At 66.5% G+C, this 18596-nt stretch carries 15 protein-coding genes; 10 read left to right on the forward strand and 5 right to left on the reverse strand.

Annotated elements, in window-relative coordinates; translation table 11 throughout:
- Positions 1 to 64: 64 nt before the first annotated feature.
- The 5 genes from APS40_RS23735 to APS40_RS23755 form a co-directional block, all read right to left on the reverse strand.
- Positions 65 to 3436, reverse strand: coding sequence for a hypothetical protein (locus APS40_RS23735; protein ID WP_055049390.1), 3372 nt, complete (start codon positions 3434 to 3436; stop codon positions 65 to 67).
- Positions 3437 to 3550: 114 nt separating this feature from the next.
- Positions 3551 to 4546, reverse strand: a complete 996-nt coding sequence (locus tag APS40_RS23740; protein ID WP_055049391.1) for a MotE family protein — start codon at positions 4544 to 4546, stop codon at positions 3551 to 3553.
- Positions 4546 to 4977 carry a DUF6468 domain-containing protein gene (locus APS40_RS23745; protein WP_055049392.1) on the reverse strand — a complete coding sequence of 144 codons (432 nt, stop codon included), beginning with the start codon at positions 4975 to 4977 and terminating at the stop codon, positions 4546 to 4548. The genes APS40_RS23740 and APS40_RS23745 overlap by 1 nt, the downstream gene beginning before the upstream one ends.
- Positions 4977 to 6137, reverse strand: a complete 1161-nt coding sequence (fliM, locus tag APS40_RS23750; protein ID WP_055049393.1) for a flagellar motor switch protein FliM — start codon at positions 6135 to 6137, stop codon at positions 4977 to 4979. The genes APS40_RS23745 and fliM overlap by 1 nt, the downstream gene beginning before the upstream one ends.
- The gene (locus tag APS40_RS23755; RefSeq protein WP_055049394.1) at positions 6137 to 6622 is read right to left on the reverse strand and encodes a flagellar basal body-associated FliL family protein; all 486 of its coding nucleotides are present in this window, start codon (positions 6620 to 6622) and stop codon (positions 6137 to 6139) included. Before APS40_RS23755 ends, fliM begins: the two co-directional genes overlap by 1 nt.
- Before the next feature lie 277 nt (positions 6623 to 6899).
- On the opposite strand from APS40_RS23755, the gene flgF reads away from it, so the two are divergent.
- The 10 genes from flgF to APS40_RS23805 all read left to right on the forward strand — a co-directional run bounded on the left by flgF (position 6900) and on the right by APS40_RS23805 (position 18507).
- Entirely contained in the window at positions 6900 to 7637 is a 738-nt protein-coding gene (gene flgF, locus APS40_RS23760) for a flagellar basal-body rod protein FlgF (RefSeq protein WP_055049395.1), read from the forward strand.
- Between the two features lie 14 nt (positions 7638 to 7651).
- Positions 7652 to 8437 (forward strand): flagellar basal-body rod protein FlgG, encoded by a 786-nt coding sequence (flgG, locus tag APS40_RS23765; RefSeq protein ID WP_055049396.1) that lies wholly within the window; start codon positions 7652 to 7654, stop codon positions 8435 to 8437.
- Between the two features lie 14 nt (positions 8438 to 8451).
- The gene (flgA, locus tag APS40_RS23770; RefSeq protein ID WP_055049397.1) at positions 8452 to 9399 is read left to right on the forward strand and encodes a flagellar basal body P-ring formation chaperone FlgA; all 948 of its coding nucleotides are present in this window, start codon (positions 8452 to 8454) and stop codon (positions 9397 to 9399) included.
- Positions 9400 to 9419: 20 nt separating this feature from the next.
- Positions 9420 to 10160 (forward strand): flagellar basal body L-ring protein FlgH, encoded by a 741-nt coding sequence (flgH, locus tag APS40_RS23775; RefSeq protein ID WP_055049398.1) that lies wholly within the window; start codon positions 9420 to 9422, stop codon positions 10158 to 10160.
- Between the two features lie 233 nt (positions 10161 to 10393).
- Entirely contained in the window at positions 10394 to 11905 is a 1512-nt protein-coding gene (locus tag APS40_RS23780; RefSeq protein WP_055049399.1) for a carboxypeptidase M32, read from the forward strand.
- A 13-nt stretch (positions 11906 to 11918) separates the two neighbouring features.
- Positions 11919 to 13547, forward strand: coding sequence for an MFS transporter (locus tag APS40_RS23785; RefSeq protein WP_055049400.1), 1629 nt, complete (start codon positions 11919 to 11921; stop codon positions 13545 to 13547).
- 325 nt (positions 13548 to 13872) lie between these two features.
- Complete coding sequence (locus APS40_RS23790) at positions 13873 to 15453, forward strand: ABC-F family ATP-binding cassette domain-containing protein (RefSeq protein WP_055049401.1); 1581 nt, start codon at positions 13873 to 13875, stop codon at positions 15451 to 15453.
- 115 nt (positions 15454 to 15568) lie between these two features.
- On the forward strand, positions 15569 to 16546 hold the full coding sequence (locus APS40_RS23795) for an ABC transporter substrate-binding protein (protein ID WP_055049402.1): 978 nt from the start codon (positions 15569 to 15571) through the stop codon (positions 16544 to 16546).
- Positions 16547 to 16615: 69 nt separating this feature from the next.
- Positions 16616 to 17740 carry an ABC transporter permease gene (locus APS40_RS23800; RefSeq protein ID WP_055049403.1) on the forward strand — a complete coding sequence of 375 codons (1125 nt, stop codon included), beginning with the start codon at positions 16616 to 16618 and terminating at the stop codon, positions 17738 to 17740.
- The gene (locus APS40_RS23805; RefSeq protein ID WP_055049404.1) at positions 17737 to 18507 is read left to right on the forward strand and encodes an ATP-binding cassette domain-containing protein; all 771 of its coding nucleotides are present in this window, start codon (positions 17737 to 17739) and stop codon (positions 18505 to 18507) included. The genes APS40_RS23800 and APS40_RS23805 overlap by 4 nt, the downstream gene beginning before the upstream one ends.
- Positions 18508 to 18596 lie beyond the last annotated feature (89 nt).

The following is an 18596-nucleotide window of genomic DNA, read 5'->3' on the forward strand; positions in this document are numbered from 1 at the left end:
GCTTTCGCAGGGATGACATCGAGTGGGGGCCAAGTTCTGCACCCAATCACCCTGTCGCAAATTGTTAGGCCGCCCCCGGCTCCGACTTGTCCGGCACCATGTCGGCGCTGCCGTAGAGCTCGCGGTACGATGCGATGAACGCATCGAGGGAATCCGCGCTGGCGACTTCGCGCGCCACCTTGCGGAACTCGAGCGATTGCGGGGCGATGTCGCGGGTCACGTATTCGAACAGCGGCCACTCGGCCGAGTTCGCCATCTGATCGGAGAATTTCGAGCGGATACGCGACAGCCCCAGCGCGTCGCCGGCCAGCACGAAGCCGACCGCCGCCTTGACCACGCTCATCCGGGCCGGCTGCGACAGCTTGGTCGCGCCGCCGGTCGGCGTGTTGAGCACCTCCAGCAGTTCCGACGCCATGGCGTAGTTCTTGGACTTCCAGTAGCCATCGACGCGCAGGATGTCCGCATCCTTGCCGTTCAGCTTGGAGATGAGGTCGAGCGCCAGTTCCTGCCGCCCGGCATCGATCAGCGCCCGGGCCTCGAGCACGCGCCGCCGTCGTTCGAGCTGCGGCGGCAGGTCGGCCAGCCGGGTCCGGTTCAGCACCCGCAGCGCGCCTTCGGGGTTGCGGTCGGCGATGCGGATCAGCGCCAGGTCCGCCGCCACCTGCGATTGGGCCACGCCGGTAAGGCGGCTGTCGATCTGGTATTCGAGCAGGTCCGCGGCCTGGGTCAGCAGATCGACCTTCACCAGGCGGCGCGCCAGGTTGCGGATCATCTCGTCGCCGCGTGTCCCGGGCGGCGTCAGCTGACGGAAATCGTAGTAGAGCGCCAGGGCATCGAGGTCGCTCAGCGTGTCGGCCGCACCATTGAGATAGAGATCCTCGAACGTGGCCTGGGCCTCGGTGAGCAACGCGTCGGTGGACTCGCTCTCGGGAAAGCTCGCCGCGGCCTGCTTCACCGCGTCGAACCCATCGCGGTAGTCGTGGTTGGCGAAATAGAGCTCGGCCAACAGCTTCTGCATGTCGGCTTCCAGCGCCGTGCCGCGCCACATCAGTGCCTCGGCCGAGAGCGTATCGGTGGCCTTGGCGAGGTCGATCTTGCCCTGCTTGCGCAGCAACAGCAGCGTGCGATAGACGGCCTCCGCCCGCGTCGGCCGGACATCGTAGGCGATCACCTGACCGTAACTGTCGATGGCATCCTGATCCTGCCCACCAAGCTCGGCGACGCGCCCCTGCATCAACTGGAAGTAGCTGACCTGCTCCGGATCGAGCTTGGGGAAATCCACTTCGCCCAGCAGCCGCAGCGCCATCGGCGCGTCGCTGGTTTCCACCGCGGCGCGGAGCGCCGCGAACAGGAACCGGGTCCGGATCCAGGTCGGATAGGTCGCGACGACGCCCTCGGCGGCAATGGCGTCGAGCCGCGCGCCGCGAAAATCGCCCCCGTCGGTGCGGGCGATGGCGCGCCACATCAGCGCGTCGCTCTCCTCGGGGAACGTCCCACCGTTGAGGGTCGGCAGCGCGTCCCGCCAGCGCCCGGCCAGCGTATCGGCGACGGCGCGCACCAACCGGGTCTTCTTGCGCAGGTCCTCGTTCTTGAGTTCGGCATCGAGCACGCTGAGCACGCCGATGGCTTCGTAAGAGAGATCGTTCGCGACATAGAGCTGCGCCAGGTCGAGCCGCGCCGTGTCGCGCGCCTGCCCTTCCGCCGCCGCGGCCCGCGCCATCGTCTCTTCCCGCCGGCTGGTGAAGCTGGCCGGGTTGTCCTCCCGCCACACGCCCAGGTCGAGGTAGCTCTGGCGGAACTCCGGCGAATTGCCGGCATCGAGCTTGCGCGAGGTCTCGAGCGCCGAGAGGGTCAATCCGGAGGCGGCCGAAATCACCGCCACCTTGTCTTCGATCGCGACATCGAGCTCGTCGTTGCGCGGCTTGATGATGAGACCGTGCGCCGAGCGCAACGCATCGAAATCAACGAACTGCAGGTTGCGGGTGAGCCCCCGCGCCGGCGGCATCATGGTGACCACCCGCAACGTGTCGCCGACGACAGGATCGTGCAGCACGTGGACGTGCCCCGGCCGTTCGATATCGGCCGTCACCTCGTAACGCCCGTCCTCGTCGCGTTCGCGGTTCAGGGTCATCGGCTCGGTCGCGGTCAGCAATGCATCGCCCAGCGACAGCACCCAGGCCCGCCCCTCGGACCCGAGCGTCGCCAGCCGATCGGCCGACAGGTCCATGCGGACCACCTTGGTCTCACCTGACGCTACCAACTCGAAGTTGCTGGCGATACTGGCCAGCGCGTCGGATGGTGGCGGCGCCACGATCGTCTGCGGGGTATCGAACACCATCCAGACGGTATCGCCACGACGGAACACCGCCGCCGGAGTATCGGCGTCGAACGGAAACGCGATGCGAACCGTCTTGCCGACCGTCGTCACCGTCGGGGTCACCGCGCCGCGGCTCGTCGGATAGAGTTCCTTCGCATCGTCGCCGCCGGTTTCGAGGCCGAGCCTCGCCGCAAGGCGCTGCTCCTGCTCGGCGGCAGCGACCTCGAGGTCCATGCGCGCCTGCTTGGCCTTGGCTTCGGCAGCCAGAGCCGCCTTCAGGCCTTCCTCCGGTGCGATATCGACATCGACCACGAATTGCCGCGGCGACAGCTCGTAGAAGCGCGGCACGACGCCCTCGGCGACGGTGAAATTGACCGCCGAGCCGGCCGGGCTGACGGAATTGCTGGCGCCCTTGAACTCCGGCGGCATGTCGGCCTTCAGCGCATAAAGATCGATCGGCACGGGCCAGTCGAAGCCCAGCGTCGCCTTGGCGCCCTTCAGCGAGAACTCCGCCTTGGCGTCAACATTCCAGTCGAACTGGATGCGCAGGAATGTCGGGTTACGACCGACCCGCACGCTGGCCACCGGCTGCAGGCGCTTTGCCTCCTCCTCCTTGCGCTTCTGCTCGGCGAGCTTGGCCAGCTTCTCCGAGCGGTCGGCAAGCGCCTGCACCACCTCGGGCGGCAACGCCGGCGGCAGACCGACCCAGCTCGTCGGCAGCAGGTCGATATAGAGCTTCTCGCCCGCATCCATCCGATTGATGTTGAATGTGGTCCTGAGCCCGATGCGGATGCCGCGCCGGTCGGGATCGACCCGGGCGATGGTCGCATAGTCGGGCATGGCCAATGCGATGTCGGGCAAGAGGATCGAGATCGGCTGCTCGAACTCGATGGCCAGCACGCCGTTATCGTATTTCACCTTGTACTTGGGCAGGTCCATCCGCTCGGGAAACGCGATCACCAGACGCCCAAAGCCCTGCTCGGGCGTCGCAATGATCTGGGCCTTGTCCTGGGCCAGCGCGAGATGGGGCCACAGGCTGCAGGCGATCAGCAACGCCAAAGCAACCAGGCGCCACGGGAACGCGAACGCCCCTCGCCGATATTCGACCCGCAATGTCATGCCGGCTTCTGCCCGCCCTACACTCTTCTGGTGCAACGAGCATAGGCAGGCGGGCTTAACGGGGGCCTAACCCGGACCCAGCGAAACAGCGCGCAAATGCGCGTTCGAGCGGTGCTATTGCCCGACGATCTGAGGCAGGCTGGCAAGATCCTCCACCGGTGCATCGAGCGCCGGTTCTGCCTCTTCGGCGGCCAGGCCCGAGGTCAATGACTTGGCCTTCAGCGGGTCCATCTTGGCCAGGATCGGCGCCATCTTGCGCGGGTTCATGGCCTGCGCCACCCGCATCAGCACCGGCAGGTCGAGCTGGTTGAAAATGGTCGCGGCTTCCTTGGGTTTCATCGTCTCGTACATTGCGACGATCCCGGCGAACTGCTCTTTTTCGGCGGATTTCCTCTCGTCGACCAGAGCGTTGATCTTCGTTTCGATCGCCTTCAACGTCGCCGTGCGCTCGTCGAGCCGCTTTTCAGCGGCCTCCACCAGCGCCATCCGCATCTCCAGTTCCTTCTCGCGCGCATCGAGCGCGTCGCGGCGCTCGCCGAGCCGGTCGAGCAGTTCAGCCTCGCTGCCCCCGTTGCCGTCGATCGGCGCCAGCACACCCGCGCTGTTCACCTCCATCGGCAGGGCGTCGCCCTGCGCGCTGACCGCCGGTGGGCAGCCGAGACCTCCGACCGCGGCGGCTTCGGCGGATGCTGCGCCGTGCCCGGCCTCGGGGCTCGCAGCCGCCGCCGGGGCGCAGGCCGTGGCGGCAGGCTCGGCGACCTGCTGGATCCCCTGTTCTGGCGCCGCGGCTGCACCGGCTTGGGGCGACGACGCCTCGGCGCCATGGCTGCCGGTTCCTGCCTCCTGGCCAAGCGGCAATACCGGCGCCTGGTCGGCCAGGGTCGGGCTGGTATCGGCCATCGTGGCGTCTGGCGGCAGCGCCATGGTCGGATCGACTCCCGCCGCGGGCGCCGCGGCCGGCGCGCCGTGTCCCCCGCCTTCGCCCGCCGCTACCGCGCTGCCTGTGCCGACCAGCACATAGCCGCCGGTGGTCACCAGCCCGATGCCCTTGAACAGCAGGAGCGCAGTGGTGGCGGCTATGACGACCGGGAGCAGGCGCGGCGTTTTCATCAGGCGGCGTTGCCGCGGATGCGCGGCCGCATGGAGAGCTGCTGCAGCGCCGACTGCACCTTGTTGGGCTCGTCAAGCCGATCGTCGAACGGCTGCGCGCCGCGCGCTGCGCTGGTGATCCGGGCCAGTCGATCCATGATCTGCTGGCCGGCATTGACGTGATTGGCGAGTTCGACCCCGAACCGTTCGGCTTCGCCCAGCCGGGCCTCGAGCACGGTCTCGGCTTCCTGGGCGGTGTGCTTAAGCTCCTGGATCGCCGCATTGGCGAGGCCGGTCGCCTGAACCAGGTCGGCAACCATCTGCTTGAGTTCGCCGCGATCGGAGTGGAGGCGCTTCAGGCGCTGATTGAGGATCACGCAATAGCCGATTGTCGTAGCAAGCAAAATCGCAACCAGCGTTTCGATCACGATCCCCAGCGGCAAACCGAACATCAGCGGCCCTCCTGTTTGTCTTCATCGATGGCCTCGAAGGCCGCCATCGTTACCTTCGGTGGATTGAGCGGGCGCGACACCCGCACCGACACATGGTTGCCGATATGCCCCATGATCGCTTCGGTGAGATCGACATTGCCGCAGCGCAGCCCGATCGGATCGCTCGGCGTGCGATCGAACATCACCGTATCGCCCGGCTGCATCGACAGCACCCGGCTCAGCGGCAGGTCCATCTCATGCAGAATCGCGTCGACTTCGACGTCAGCCGCGAAGATCTCGGTCGCGAGGTGGCCTTCCCAGATCGGGTCGCGGCCGAATTTCTCGCCCATATACATCTGCAGCAGCTGCTCGCGGATCGGCTCGATCGTCGCGTAGGGCAAGAGGATTTCGATCTTGCCGCCCCGATCGTCCATCTCGATCCTGAGCTCGATCAGGATGGCGGCATTGGCCGGACGTGAGATCGCGGCAAAGCGCGGGTTGGTCTCCAGCCGCTCGATGCGGAAATTGACCTCGGTCACCGGCTCGAAAGCCCGGTGCGTGTCCTCGAGGATCACCTCGATCATGCGGCGGGCCAGCGCCATCTCGATGGTGGTATAGGGGCGCCCCTCGACGCGGATCTGCCCGCCGACGCGGCGCCCGCCCAGCAGCACGTCGATCATCGAATAGATCAGCGACGAGTCGACGGTCAGCAGGCCATAGTTCTCCCACTCCTCGGCCTTGATCACCGAGAGAATGGCGGGCAGCGGGATGGAGTTGAGATAGTCGCCGAACCGCACCGACGAGATCGAGTCGAGCGCCACCTCGACATTGTCGGAAGTGAAATTCCGCAGCGACGTCGTCGCCAGCCGTACCAGCCGATCGAAGACGATCTCCAGCATCGGGAGGCGCTCGTAGGAGACCAGCGCCGAGTTGATCAGTGCCTGCACCCCGGTGAGTTCGGCCCCGCCGCCCGCATTGGGGTCGAAGCCGAGCAGGCTGTCGATCTCGTCCTGGTTGAGCACCCGGTCGGCGGCGCCGGCTTCGCCGCTGTCCGCCTCCAGCATGGCCGCCCACTCTGCGCCCAGCGCGTCTTCTCCGCCGGCCGAGGCAGCTGCGGCGCCCATGGCCCCGTCGAGGCCCCATTCGTCGCTGAGTTTGTCCTGGTCGCCCGGTCCGGCCATCACTGCACCAGGATTTCCTTGAACAGGATCGAGTCCACCTGCTGTGGAAAAATCGCGATGTTCACCCGGCGGCGCAGCTCTTCCTTGAGCCGGTAGATGCCGGCCGAGCCCTCGAGATCGCTCTTGCGCAGTTCGCGCAGGTAGACCTGGAACGCATCGACCACCTTGGCCATGCGCGGCTGGATCTCGGTCATCACCTCTTCATTGGCGACCTCGAGCGCCACGGTCAGCTTCATGAACTGCTCGCGCTCGCCATCGCCACGCAGGTTCACCGTCATGGTCGGCAGGTTGAAAATGAAGGTTTCGGGCACCGCCGCGAGATGCGCCTCGTCCGGCTTGGGAGCGGAAAAGAGGAGAAAGTAAGCCGCCGCACCGCCGCCAAGCAGCACCACTGCCGCAGCTACCATGGCGATCAGCATGATGGGCAGCTTCTTTTTCGCGGGCGCGGCGACATCGCCACCCTCGATATCGGCTTCAGCCGTCATGCCCCAAACCCCTGCCCCGCCGGACGATTCCGGTCAGGATCGAGCTAAGCGCTCGAGGGTTAACGATTGGTTACGAACTGCCTCAACCCGGCACATTTTGCCGGGCAGTTTTTGCCACTCGTCATGCCATTCGGCATTGTCTGCCCGGACGGCATTCACCTCAAGTTATTGATTTCGCTGCGCATCTCGACTTGGCATGGTTGCTGCAACGTTAATTGCGAACCCGACGGCCTGGGGAGGTCGGACGGTTCGGGGACGTAACGGGGACTTCGGCGCCATGGAAAATGCGCAGCTCATCGGATTGTCGCGGCAGATCGCCTTGCAGCGGCAGATGGATGTGGTGGCGAACAACATCGCCAACATCAACACGACAGGTTTCAAGTCCGAGCAGTTGCTGTTCGAGGAATACCTGATGCCGGTCGCCCGGGATCGCGACTTCCCGACCCTGGACCAGCCCCTCAGCTACACTGACGACTGGACGACCATCCACGACATGGCCGGTGGCGCGCTGGTCCAGACCGACAACCCGCTGGACGTGGCGCTGCAGGGCGACGGCTTCCTCTCCGTGCAGACCGCCGCCGGCGAGCGCTACACCAAGTCCGGCTCGCTGGCCATCGACCCCTCCGGCACCCTGGTCGATCTCGACGGCAACCCGGTACTCGGCACTGGCGGCCCGATCCAGTTCGCCGCCGGCGAAACCGACATCACGATCGGCGAGGACGGCTCGATCTCCTCCAGCGCCGGCCAGAAGGGCCGCCTCGCGATCGTCGAGTTCGCCGATCCGCAGGCCGTCCAGCGCGATGGCAGCAACCTCTGGTCCGGCGGCAACCCGGTCGCCGCCACCGGTACGCGGGTGCTGCAGGGCAACCTCGAGAAATCCAACGTCAACGGCGTCGGCGAGATGACCGAGATGATCCGTGTGCAGCGCGCCTACGAAAGCGTCGCCTCGCTGATCTCCAAGCAGGACGACCAGCGCCGCAGCGCGATCCAGAAACTCGGCAACCTCAACGGCTGATCGGAGCAGACAAGATGAAAGCCCTCTACATCGCTTCGACCGGCATGGCCGCGCAGGAACGCAACGTCGAAGTCATCTCCAACAACATCGCGAACATGCGCACCACCGGCTACAAGCGGGCGCGTGCCGAGTTCCAGGACCTGCTATACCAGGTCCAGCGCCAGGCCGGCAGCACCACCTCCGAGACCGGCACCATGGCCCCGGTCGGCATCGAGATCGGCTCGGGTGTCCGCACCGCCGCGACCCCGCGCGTCATGAGCCAGGGCACTGTCGCCCCCACCGAGAAGGAACTCGACGTCGCCATCCGCGGTGAAGGGTTCTTCGTCGTACAGATGCCTGACGGTCGCACCGGTTACACCCGCGACGGCTCGTTCGAGCGCAGCCCCGAGGGGCAGCTGGTCAATGTCGACGGCTACGAGATCCAGCCCGGCATCACCATCCCCGGCAATGCCAATTCGATATCGATCAGCCCGGACGGCACGGTCGAGGTGTTCCTCGACAACGACACCACCCCGACGACGGTCGGGCAATTGCAGCTGGCGCGCTTCGTCAACAAGGCGGGCCTCGCTTCGGCCGGCAACAACCTGTTCCTCGAGACGGCCTCGAGCGGTCCGGCTCAGGTCGGCACCCCCAACCAGGATGGCATGGGCGACCTGCTGCAGGAATATCTCGAGAGCTCCAACGTCAACTCCGTGACCGAGATCGCCGACCTGATCGCCGCTCAGCGTGCCTACGAGATGAACGCCCGCGTCATCTCGGGAGCCGACGAGATGATGCAGTCGGCCAGCCAGCTGCGCTGATCGGGAGGCCATAGATGCGCAAGTTCATTCTCCCTGCCCTGCTCGCGATCTTCGCCGGCTCCAGCGCGTTCGCCGCCCCGGTGCTCCGGGCCGAGGTCTCGGTCAACCACCCCGTCGTCACCGTCGGCGATATGTTCGAGGACGCCGGCCTCATGGCCGAGCGTGCGCTGTTCCGGGCTCCGGCTCCGGGCACCACCGGGATCGTCAGCCTCGACGCCATCAGAGCCGCGGCGCTCAGGGCCGGCCTCACCGATTACACCCAGGATGGCCTGCTGAATGTGCGGGTCGAGCGTCGGGCCACTGTGGTCGATGCCGCAACCTTCACCAACCTCATCTCCGGCGACCTCGCGGCGCGCGGCCTGCTGCCCGCCGGCGCCGAGTTGCACGCCCGCTTCGACAATCCCGCGCTCACCTACAACGCCGAGGCGGTCGAAACCCCGGTGACGCTGGTCGCCTTGCGCTACCAGCCGGGCGCCGCCGGTTTTACCGCCCGCTTCCAGATTGCCGGGATCGAGCTGCCGGTAGATGTCACGGGCAGCCTCGACCTGCTGGTCGAGGTTCCGCATCTCGCCGCCACGCTGAAGGCCGGCGCAGTGCTGGGGCCGCAGGACATCGAGATGAAGCGAGTGCCGCTCGATTTCGCCGACCAGTCCGGTGTCGAGGGTCTCGATGACCTGGTCGGCAAGCAGCTCCGCCGCAATTCCCGCGCCGGGGTGATGCTGAAAGCCGCCGACGTGACCGAGCCCCTCGCGGTGCGTCGCAATACCCAGGTCACCGTGGTGCTGCGCACCGGCCCGATGACGCTGACCGTGATCGGCCAGTCGCTCGGCGACGCCGTCACCGGCCAGCCGGTGCAGGTGATGAACAGCGTAACGCGAAAAATCCTCAACGGCGTCGCGACCGCCAACGGCGCGGTGGAGATCACCACTGCTGCCACCAAGCTCCAGGTCGCCGGGCTGTGACGAGCAAAAGGACAACTGAAATGAACTCGATGAAACTCTTCGCCGCCCTTGCGCTCACCGCCCTGCTCGCCGGCTGCTCGACCATGGATCAGCTCGCCAGCGTCGGCGAACAGCCTCGGCTGACCGCCATCGCCGACCCCACGGCCCAGGCGGGCTACCGCCCGGTGCAGATGCCGATGCCCGAGCCGGTCGTCGCCTCGTACCAGCCCAACTCGCTGTTCTCGAACGAGGCCCGCGGCTTCTTCAAGGATCAGCGCGCCCACAAGATCGGCGACATCCTGACCGTGATGGTCACCATCGACGACAGCGCCAAGATGCAGAACAGCACCGACCGGGAGCGCTCCTCGTCGTCCTCGGGCAGCGTCGGCGGCGTGCTGGGCTCAATCTTCGGCGGCAAGGTGCCGCTGGCCGACGTGCAGGCGTCGGGCAAGCTCACCACTGCCGGCGACATGGCCGATGGTGGTTCCGGCTCGGTCAACCGCAAGGAAAGCCTCGCCACCCAGGTTGCCGCCGTTGTGGTGCAGGTGCTGCCCAACGGCAACCTGGTGATCGAGGGGCACCAGGAAGTACGCGTCAACTTCGAAATGCGCGAGCTGATCGTCGCCGGCATCGTCCGCCCCGAGGACATCCACGCCGACAACACCATCCCCTCGTCCAAGATCGCCGAGGCCCGCATCTCCTACGGCGGCCGCGGTCAGATCACCCAGATGCAGCAGCCGCGTTACGGCCAGCAGATCGCCGACGCCATCATGCCCTTCTGATCGAGGCGCCTTTCCTTTGCTTGAGCTTCCCCATCGTCGACCGCGCAATCCCCCATTGGTGCGGTCGGCCTCGGCAGGTTCCAGAACAGAACCCGCCCAAGAGGGCGCAGTCTCCCCGGCTGCGCCCTTCCCCGTTCGTTAGCCAATGGCGAAAACAGCAGCCGGTGATTGGGGTTTCGCCGTCCTGCCCTATTCGCTACTCACTATTCGCCACTCGCATGCTGGAGTCCCCGATGCCCTCTCCCAATTCCGCCTTCTCCAAACTCGATGCGCTGAGCCGCAAGCTCGAAGCCATCGAGCATGCCCAATCGATGCTGGGCGTCGACGAGGCCGTGATGATGCCGGTGGGCGGTGGCGAGAAACGCGCCGAGACCATGTCGACGCTGGCCGGCATGTATCACGAGATGGCCACCGCGCCGGAAGTCGGCGATTGGCTCGGCGATGCCGAGGCCGAACCGCTCGATGAGATGCAGACCCTCGCCATCCGCGAGTTCCGCCGTGTCCACACCAACATGACCTGTCTGTCGGCCGATTTCGTCCGCAAGCAGGTCAACGCCCGTATCCGTGCCGAGCAGTTGTGGCGCGAGCTCCGTCCAAGCGGCGACTGGGCCGGCTTCCTGCCGGCCTTCGAAGGGCTGGTGGCGACGGCGCGCGAGGAAGCGCAACTGCGCGCCGACGTGCTCGGCCTCTCCCCCTATGACGCACTGATGGAGCAGTATGATCCAGGCAACCGCGTCGCCGAGGTGGCGCCGGTGCTCAATGACCTCAAGACCTTCCTCAAGGATTTCGTCCCGGCTGCCCTGGCGCACCAGGAGGAAAAGCTGGCGCGGCGCCCGCTGAAGCCGCTCAACGCCCCATTCGCCATCGAAAAGCAGAAGGCGCTGGGCCTGGTGATGATGGAAGCCGTCGGCTTCGATTTCGAACACGGCCGGCTGGATGTTTCGCACCACCCGTTCTGCGGCGGCGTGCCCACCGATATCCGCATGACCACCCGCTATACCGAGGGCGAGTTCCTCACTTCGCTGATGGGCATCCTGCACGAGACCGGGCACGGCCTCTACGAACAGGGCCTGCCCAAGGAGTGGACGCACTGGCCGGTCGGCCGCGCTCGGGGCATGGCCATGCATGAAAGCCAGAGCCTGTTCGTCGAAAAGCAGATCGCCCGCTCGCCGGAGTTCTGGGAATGGGCCATGCCGCATGTCCGGGAGAAACTCGGAGAAGCCGCGATTGCCGGCTGGGAACTGGAGGACGTGCTGGCGCATGTGCATTTCATCGAGCGCGGCCTGATCCGCGTCGACGCCGACGAGGCCACCTACCCGCTGCATGTCATCCTGCGCTTCGAGCTGGAACAGGACCTGATCAGCGGCAAGCTGGCGCCCAGGGATGTGCCCGAGGCCTGGGACGCCAAGATGCGCGAGTATCTGGGGCTCTCTACTATCGACAACATGAAGGATGGCCCGATGCAGGACGTACACTGGCCGTCGGGCGCGATCGGCTATTTCCCCAGCTACACGCTGGGCGCCATCATCGCGGCGCAGCTGTGGAGCGCCATCGAGCGTGACCAGCCCAACGCCCGCGAGGACATGCGCAATGGCCGCTTCGTGGGGATCAATGACTGGCGGCGGGAGAAGATCTGGAACGAGGCGAGCAAATACTCGACGCCCGACCTGCTGCAGCGCGCCACCGGCGAAAAGCTCAACGCGCGTCACTTCCAGGAGCACCTGACGCGCCGCTATCTCAGCTGATCGGGGGTTAACCATGGCCAAGGATCGACCATCGGTCCTGCAGCCGCTGCAGCACGGAACCTTCCGCAACATCTGGGTTGCGAACCTCGTCTCGAGCTTCGGCGCCCTGATCCAGGGCGTCGGGGCCGCCTGGATGATGACGGCGCTGACCAACTCGGTCGACCTCGTCGCGCTTGTCCAGGCTTCGACCTCCCTGCCGATCATGTTGTTCTCGCTGCTCGGCGGGGCCATCGCCGACAATTTCCCGCGCCGCCGGGTGATGCTGGTGGCGCAGTTCTTCATGCTCGCGATCTCGGCGCTGCTGACGCTCAGCGCGCTGCTTGGGCTGATCACCCCATGGCTGCTGCTGACCTTCACCTTTCTGATCGGCTGCGGCACGGCGCTCAACAACCCCTCCTGGCAGGCCTCGGTGGGCGATCTGGTGCCACGCTCCAGCGTCGGCTCGGCGGTGGCGCTCAACTCCATCGGCTTCAACCTGTCGCGTAGCCTGGGCCCTGCGGTCGGCGGCATCATCGTGGCCGTCGCCGGGGCCGCGGCGGCCTTCGCCGTCAACATGGTGAGCTATCTGGGGCTGCTGTTCGTGCTGTTGCGCTGGAAGCCCGCCCCCGCGCCCGCAGGCCTGCCGCGCGAGGCGGTGGGCGCCGCGATGTTCGCCGGCATCCGCTACATGGCGCTGTCGCCGCAGCTGGGCAAGGTACTGGTCCGCAGCTTCATCTTCGGCCTCACCGCCAGCTCGGTGCTGGCGCTGCTGCCGGTGGTGGCAAGCCAGATTCCCGGCGGTGGCCCGCTGGTCTACGGCCTGCTGCTCGGGGCCTTCGGCCTCGGCGCTGTCGGCGGGGCGCTGATCAGCGCACGCCTCGCCGAGCAGTTCTCCAGCGAGGCCATCGTCCGCCTCGCCTTCATCGGCTTCGCCATCTGCGCCGCAGTGACGGGGCTCAGCCCGTCACCCTGGCTGACCGGCATCGCCCTGCTGCTCGGCGGCGCCTGCTGGGTGCTGGCGCTGACCCTGTTCAACGTCACCGTCCAGCTCTCGACCCCGCGCTGGGTAGTGGGTCGCTCGCTGTCGCTCTACCAGACGGCAACCTTTGCAGGGTTGGCGGCAGGCAGTTGGCTGTGGGGCGTTGCCGGCGAGGAGTTCGGCGTCAGCAATGCGCTCGTCGCCTCGGCCATCGCGCTGGTCGTCGGTGCCGGCGTGGGGCTGCTGCTGTCGATCCCGCCGCGCGTGCTGCTCGACCTCGATCCGGCCAACCGCTGGCAGGAGCCGCAGATCGCCCTGCCGATCGAGCCGCGCCCCGGCCCGATCGTCATCAGCATCGAATACCGGATCCGCCCGCAGGACGTGCGCGAGTTCCTCCGCGTCATGGCCGACCGCAAGCGGGTGCGCATGCGCGATGGGGCGCGCGAATGGGTGCTGCGCCGCGACCTCAGCGAAACCGATGTCTGGGTCGAAAGCTACAAGAGCCCGACATGGACCGAATATGCCCGGCATAACCAGCGGCTCACCCACGCCGACGAGGTGATCGGCGAGCAGTTGCGCAAGCTGCACCAGGGCCCGGAACGCCCGGTGGTGCGCCGGATGATCGAGCGGCCGCCCAACTGGTTCGCCGCCATCGCCGCCAACCGGACGATCGATCCGCCGTGAGGCTTGGGGCGCCACGGGGTTCTGGAGGGAGGGCAAGGGAGAGCGATCGACTGCAGCAGACAGCCCCCTCCCATCCTCCCCCATAAAGGGGGAGGTGCCCCGCTGGTGCGTTTGGCACGATCAAAGACAGAGCCTCGACTCTTCACCTCCCCCTTTATGGGGGAGGCCGGGAGCGGGCCGTCTCTCAGTCGGAAAGGCCGCCCAAAAGGTTGACATCTCGACGATCCTCCCTATTTTCCGCGCATCCGCAGCACCAACCGGCAGGTCCCCATGGATATCCGCATGACCGATCAAAGCACCCTGATCCGTCACTCGGAGTCCAACCATGCCCGGTTCCATTTCGCTCAAAGCGGTGAGCTACAAGACGCCTAGTGGCGTCCCCCTCTTCTCAGATCTCGATCTTTCCTTCGGCCCGGTTCGCACCGGCCTTATCGGGCGCAACGGCACCGGCAAGACCACGCTGCTGAAGCTGCTGCTCGGCGAACTCGCGCCATCCAGTGGCGAGATCGCGGTATCCGGCCGCCTCGGGGTCTTGCGGCAAGCGGTGCAGCGCTCCGAGGCGCGCGTTGCCGATGCGCTCGGCTGCACCGAGCAACTGGCGCGACTCGACCGGCTCGAGGCGGGCACCGGCTCGCTCGAGGACGCCGAGAAGGCCGACTGGCTGCTGCCGGCAAAGATCGAAACCGCCCTCGCCGATGTCGGCCTGCCGCCGCTGGCCCTCGATCGTCCGACTGCCACGCTGAGTGGCGGGCAGCGCACCCGGCTGTCGCTGGCGGCCCTGCTGATCGAACAGCCCGATATGCTGCTGCTCGACGAGCCCACCAACAACCTCGATCGCGACGGCCGCGCCGCCGTGGCGGAGTTGCTGAAGCGCTGGCGCGGTGGCGCCATCGTGGTCAGCCATGATCGCGCCCTGCTGCGCGAGATGGACGCGATTGTCGAGCTCACCACCATCGGCGCCCGCAGCTACGGCGGGAACTGGGATCTCTATCAGGAGCGCAAGGCCATCGAGCTGGCGGCCGCGGAACAGGGCCTCGCCGCTGCAGAGCGCACCCTCGGCGAGCTCGACCGCAAGACCCAGCTCATGCGCGAGCGCAAGGCCAAGAAAGATGGCGCGGGGGCGCGGAAAGCCGCAAGGGGCGATATCCCGCGTATCATGTTGGGCGGCATGAAGATGAATGCGGAGAACACCAGCGGCGAGCAAGCCAAGCTCGGCGAGCGTCGCCGTGCCGTGGCCAGCACGGCGCTCGCCGCCGCCAAGGCCGAGGTCGAGGTGTTGCAGCCCATGGCAGTGAAGCTCGAACCGAGCGGGCTCGCCAACGGCACCACCGTCCTGCAGCTCGACCGGCTCACCGGCGGTCCCGTGCCCGACGCCCCGGTGATCCGGAACCTGAGCTTTGCCATCACCGGCCCTGAGCGGGTCGCCATCACCGGCCCCAACGGCTCCGGCAAGACCACCTTGCTCCGCCTGATCACTGGCGCCCTCGCCCCGTTGAACGGCGCCGTCCGCATCGCGCGCCGACATGCGCTGCTCGACCAGGAGGTGAGCCTCCTCGATCCGAGCCAGACCATCCGCGAGAACTACCTGCGCCTCAACCCCGAGGACGGCGAGACCACAGCCCGCTCCGCCCTCGCCCGCTTCATGTTCCGCGCCGATGCGGCGCTGAAGCCGGTCGGACAGCTGAGCGGTGGCGAGATGCTGCGTGCCGGGCTCGCCTGCACCATCGGCAGCGGCAGACCGCCGGAGCTGCTGATACTCGACGAACCGACCAACCATCTCGACATTCACGCCATCGAGGCGGTGGAAGCCGGGCTGAGCGCCTATGACGGTGCGCTGCTGGTGGTCAGCCACGATCGCGACTTCCTTGCGGCCATCGGGATCGAGCGAGAAATCGTGTTGAGCTAGCGCGGCTTGAATATTTCCGGCCAGTTTACAAATGCGGCAGCGCGGGCCTATCGTCATTGATCCGGCGGAGGAGTTCAAAGGAGCCGCCGGACCATAACAACGAGGGGAGGTTTCGATGCGCAACGCGTCGACGATGACTGCTGCCCTGCTGGGCACGCTACTACTCTCTAGTGCATCCGTTTCCGCCGCCGACATCAAGATCGGCTTCCTGCCGGGCGTGGTCGATCCGTTCTACCAGGTCATGCAACTGGGCGTCGAAGCTGCCGCCAAGGACCTCGGCGTCGAGGTGGTGACGCAGGTGCCGCCGACCTGGGGGGTCGAGGCGCAGACGCCGATCCTCGATGCCATGGTGGCCCGCGGTGACCTCAACTACATCATCACCGCGCCCACCGATAAGGATCAGATGGTGGCGCCGCTGCAGGCGGCGCTCGATGCCGGCATCAAGATCATCACCGTCGACACTTTCCTCGGCGACGGCGACTACGCCAAGGGTCCGGTGACGTTCCCGATCAGCTATATCGGCTCCGACAACGTCGAAGGCGGTCGCATCTCGGCCCGCGGCCTCGCCAAGGCCATCGGCGGCAAGGGCACCGTCTACATCAACTCGACCAACCCCAACGTTTCGTCGGTCGAAGGCCGCGAGAAGGGCTTTGCCGAGGTGATGAAGAACGAGTTCCCCGACATCAAGGTGCTGGGCCCCGACTACAACCTCGACGACCAGAACAAGGCGGCGCAGCAGACCGCCGCGGTGATCGAGCAGAACCCCGATCTCGCCGGTGTGTTCGGCACCAACGTGTTCAGCGCCGGTGGCGCCGGTAACGCGGTGGTCAATGCCGGCCTCGGCGGGCACGTGCAGGTCGTCGCCTATGACGCCACCGCCGAAGCCATCGAGCTGATGAACAAGGGCGTGGTCAGCCTGGTGCTGGCGCAAAAGCCGTTCGACATGGGCTACATGGCGGTGCAGTTCGCGGTGGCCGACCATGCCGGGGTCACCAGCCTGCCGCGCCGTGTCGAGACCGGCTTTGCCATCATAGACAAGGACAACGTCAACGACCCCAACTATTCGCGCTTCATCTACAAGGTCGGCAACTAGGCGAACGCGCCGAACCCGGCCGGGGCTGATGGTCCCGGCCGTTTCGCTCACTCCACCACCGGGGCGCCCGTGACCGACAGCAAGGCTATCCCAGCGGAGCCCCGGCTCCCACCCGACAAGCGTTTCATCCTGCTCGCCAGCCGGCTGTGGGCCTGGGTGTTCCTCGGCCTGATGATCGTCTTCTTCATCATCGCCGTGCCGCTCGCCGGCGGCGCCACTTTCCTGACGCTACGCAACGCGATGAACATCCTCGTCGCCATCACCCCGGTACTGCTGCTCGGGCTGGGGCAGACCTTCGTCATCATCTCGGCCGGCATCGACCTCAGTGTCGGCTGGGTGATGAGCCTTGCCTCGGTGGTCTCGGCCCATGCCATCCGCGCCTCGTTCAACGCCGGCGCCCCGCTGCTGCTCGCCGCGACGCTCGGCTTCCTCGCCGCGGTCGCAGCCTCAGCCGGAGTCGGCCTCGTCAACGGCCTGATCATCGCCAAGCTCAAGGTGCCGGCCTTCATCGTCACGCTCGGCTCCTCGTTCATCGTCCGGGGCATGGCGCTGTTGTTCTCCGAGAATACCACGGTAATCGGACTGCCGGCAGAAATCCGCGATTATGGCAATGAATCGCTGTTCTACGTCGTCAACGGCGAGGGCGGCGGCTTCTATGCCTTCTTCCGCCCCGACGTCACCGGCGCCATGCTGCGCCAGATGGACCGCATCTTCACCTGGCCGGTGGTGATCACCGCCATCGTGGTGCTGATCTCGATGTTCATTCTCAATCGCACGCAGTTCGGCCGGCACACCTACGCCATCGGCGGCAATATGCAGGCGGCGCTGCGCACCGGCATCCCGGTCGATCGTCACATCGTCAAGCTCTACATGCTGAGCTCGGTCACGGCCGGTATCGCCGGGTTCCTCTCGACGCTGCGCTTCACCGCCGGCTCGGCGGTGATCGGCGACCCATTGCTCCTGAGTTCCATCGCCGCGGTGATCATCGGCGGCGTGAGCCTGTTCGGCGGCGCCGGCTCGATCATCGGCACGGTGATCGGCGCCCTGATCATCGCGGTGCTGACCACCGGGCTGGTGATGATGAACGTGCAGGCCTTCTGGCAATTCATCGTCGTCGGCGCCGTGGTGATCATCGCCGTGCTGATCGACCAGTCGCGCGACCTGATCCTCGGGCGCCGCGGGAGGGGATCATGAGCGAGCCGGTACTGTCGATCCGCAACCTCTCGAAGCGCTTCGGCGGCCTGACTGCCGTCAACGACGTCAGCCTCGATATCAATCCCGGCGAGGTGGTGGCGCTGCTCGGCGACAACGGCGCCGGCAAGTCGACGCTGATCAAGTGCGTCTCGGGCGTGCACCTGCCCGACGAGGGCGAGATCCGCTTCGAGGGTCGGCCCGTCAGCTTCCCCAAGCCGATCGACGCCCGCAGCGCCGGCATCGAAACGATCTACCAGGATTTGGCCCTGGCCAACAATCTCGACGTGCCGGCCAACATCTTCCTCGGGCGCGAGGTCAAGCACCGCTATCTCGGCGGGCTGATCAACACCCTCAACGACAAGCTGATGCTGGCCGAAGCAGAGCAGAGTCTCGCCACGCTCGACATCCAGTTTCCGAGCCTGACCCAGCCGATCGAAAGCCTGTCCGGCGGCCAGCGCCAGGCCGTCGCCATCGCTCGCGCCATCTATTGGAAGGCGCGGCTGATGATCATGGACGAGCCCACCAACAATCTCGGTGTGCCCGAGCAGCAGAAGGTGCTTGAGCTGATCCGGCGCCTCCGCGATCAGGGCGTGCCGGTGATCCTCATCACTCACACCATGCCCGACGTCTTCGCCGTCGCCGACCGCATCGTGGTGATGCATCGCGGCCGCAAGGTCACCGAGAAACGCACCGCCGACACCAACGCCACCGAACTGGTGCAATACATGGTCGGGGCGCTCGACGATGGTCGTGAAGCGGCGGCATAGGCACCGCGCCAGCTTATGGAGCGGTGGGACGCTCCGGTTGAGGCGTCCGGCAGCAGCTTTTCTGGACGACTCCGAACAAGCGGCGGTCT

Source organism: Devosia sp. A16 (assembly GCF_001402915.1).
Lineage (GTDB): Bacteria > Pseudomonadota > Alphaproteobacteria > Rhizobiales > Devosiaceae > Devosia_A.

Excerpts from the sequence above, each read along its gene's own strand:
- APS40_RS23780 (WP_055049399.1), top strand. The coding sequence starts at position 10,394 with ATGCCCTCTCCCAATTCCGCCTTCTCCAAACTCGATGCGCTGAGCCGC.
- fliM (WP_055049393.1), bottom strand. The coding sequence starts at position 6,137 with ATGGCCGGACCGGGCGACCAGGACAAACTCAGCGACGAATGGGGCCTC.
- flgH (WP_055049398.1), top strand. The coding sequence starts at position 9,420 with ATGAACTCGATGAAACTCTTCGCCGCCCTTGCGCTCACCGCCCTGCTC.
- APS40_RS23735 (WP_055049390.1), bottom strand. The coding sequence starts at position 3,436 with ATGACATTGCGGGTCGAATATCGGCGAGGGGCGTTCGCGTTCCCGTGG.
- APS40_RS23805 (WP_055049404.1), top strand. The coding sequence starts at position 17,737 with ATGAGCGAGCCGGTACTGTCGATCCGCAACCTCTCGAAGCGCTTCGGC.
- flgF (WP_055049395.1), top strand. The coding sequence starts at position 6,900 with ATGGAAAATGCGCAGCTCATCGGATTGTCGCGGCAGATCGCCTTGCAG.
- APS40_RS23745 (WP_055049392.1), bottom strand. The coding sequence starts at position 4,977 with ATGTTCGGTTTGCCGCTGGGGATCGTGATCGAAACGCTGGTTGCGATT.
- flgA (WP_055049397.1), top strand. The coding sequence starts at position 8,452 with ATGCGCAAGTTCATTCTCCCTGCCCTGCTCGCGATCTTCGCCGGCTCC.
- flgG (WP_055049396.1), top strand. The coding sequence starts at position 7,652 with ATGAAAGCCCTCTACATCGCTTCGACCGGCATGGCCGCGCAGGAACGC.
- APS40_RS23790 (WP_055049401.1), top strand. The coding sequence starts at position 13,873 with ATGCCCGGTTCCATTTCGCTCAAAGCGGTGAGCTACAAGACGCCTAGT.
- APS40_RS23740 (WP_055049391.1), bottom strand. The coding sequence starts at position 4,546 with ATGAAAACGCCGCGCCTGCTCCCGGTCGTCATAGCCGCCACCACTGCG.
- APS40_RS23755 (WP_055049394.1), bottom strand. The coding sequence starts at position 6,622 with ATGACGGCTGAAGCCGATATCGAGGGTGGCGATGTCGCCGCGCCCGCG.
- APS40_RS23795 (WP_055049402.1), top strand. The coding sequence starts at position 15,569 with ATGCGCAACGCGTCGACGATGACTGCTGCCCTGCTGGGCACGCTACTA.
- APS40_RS23785 (WP_055049400.1), top strand. The coding sequence starts at position 11,919 with ATGGCCAAGGATCGACCATCGGTCCTGCAGCCGCTGCAGCACGGAACC.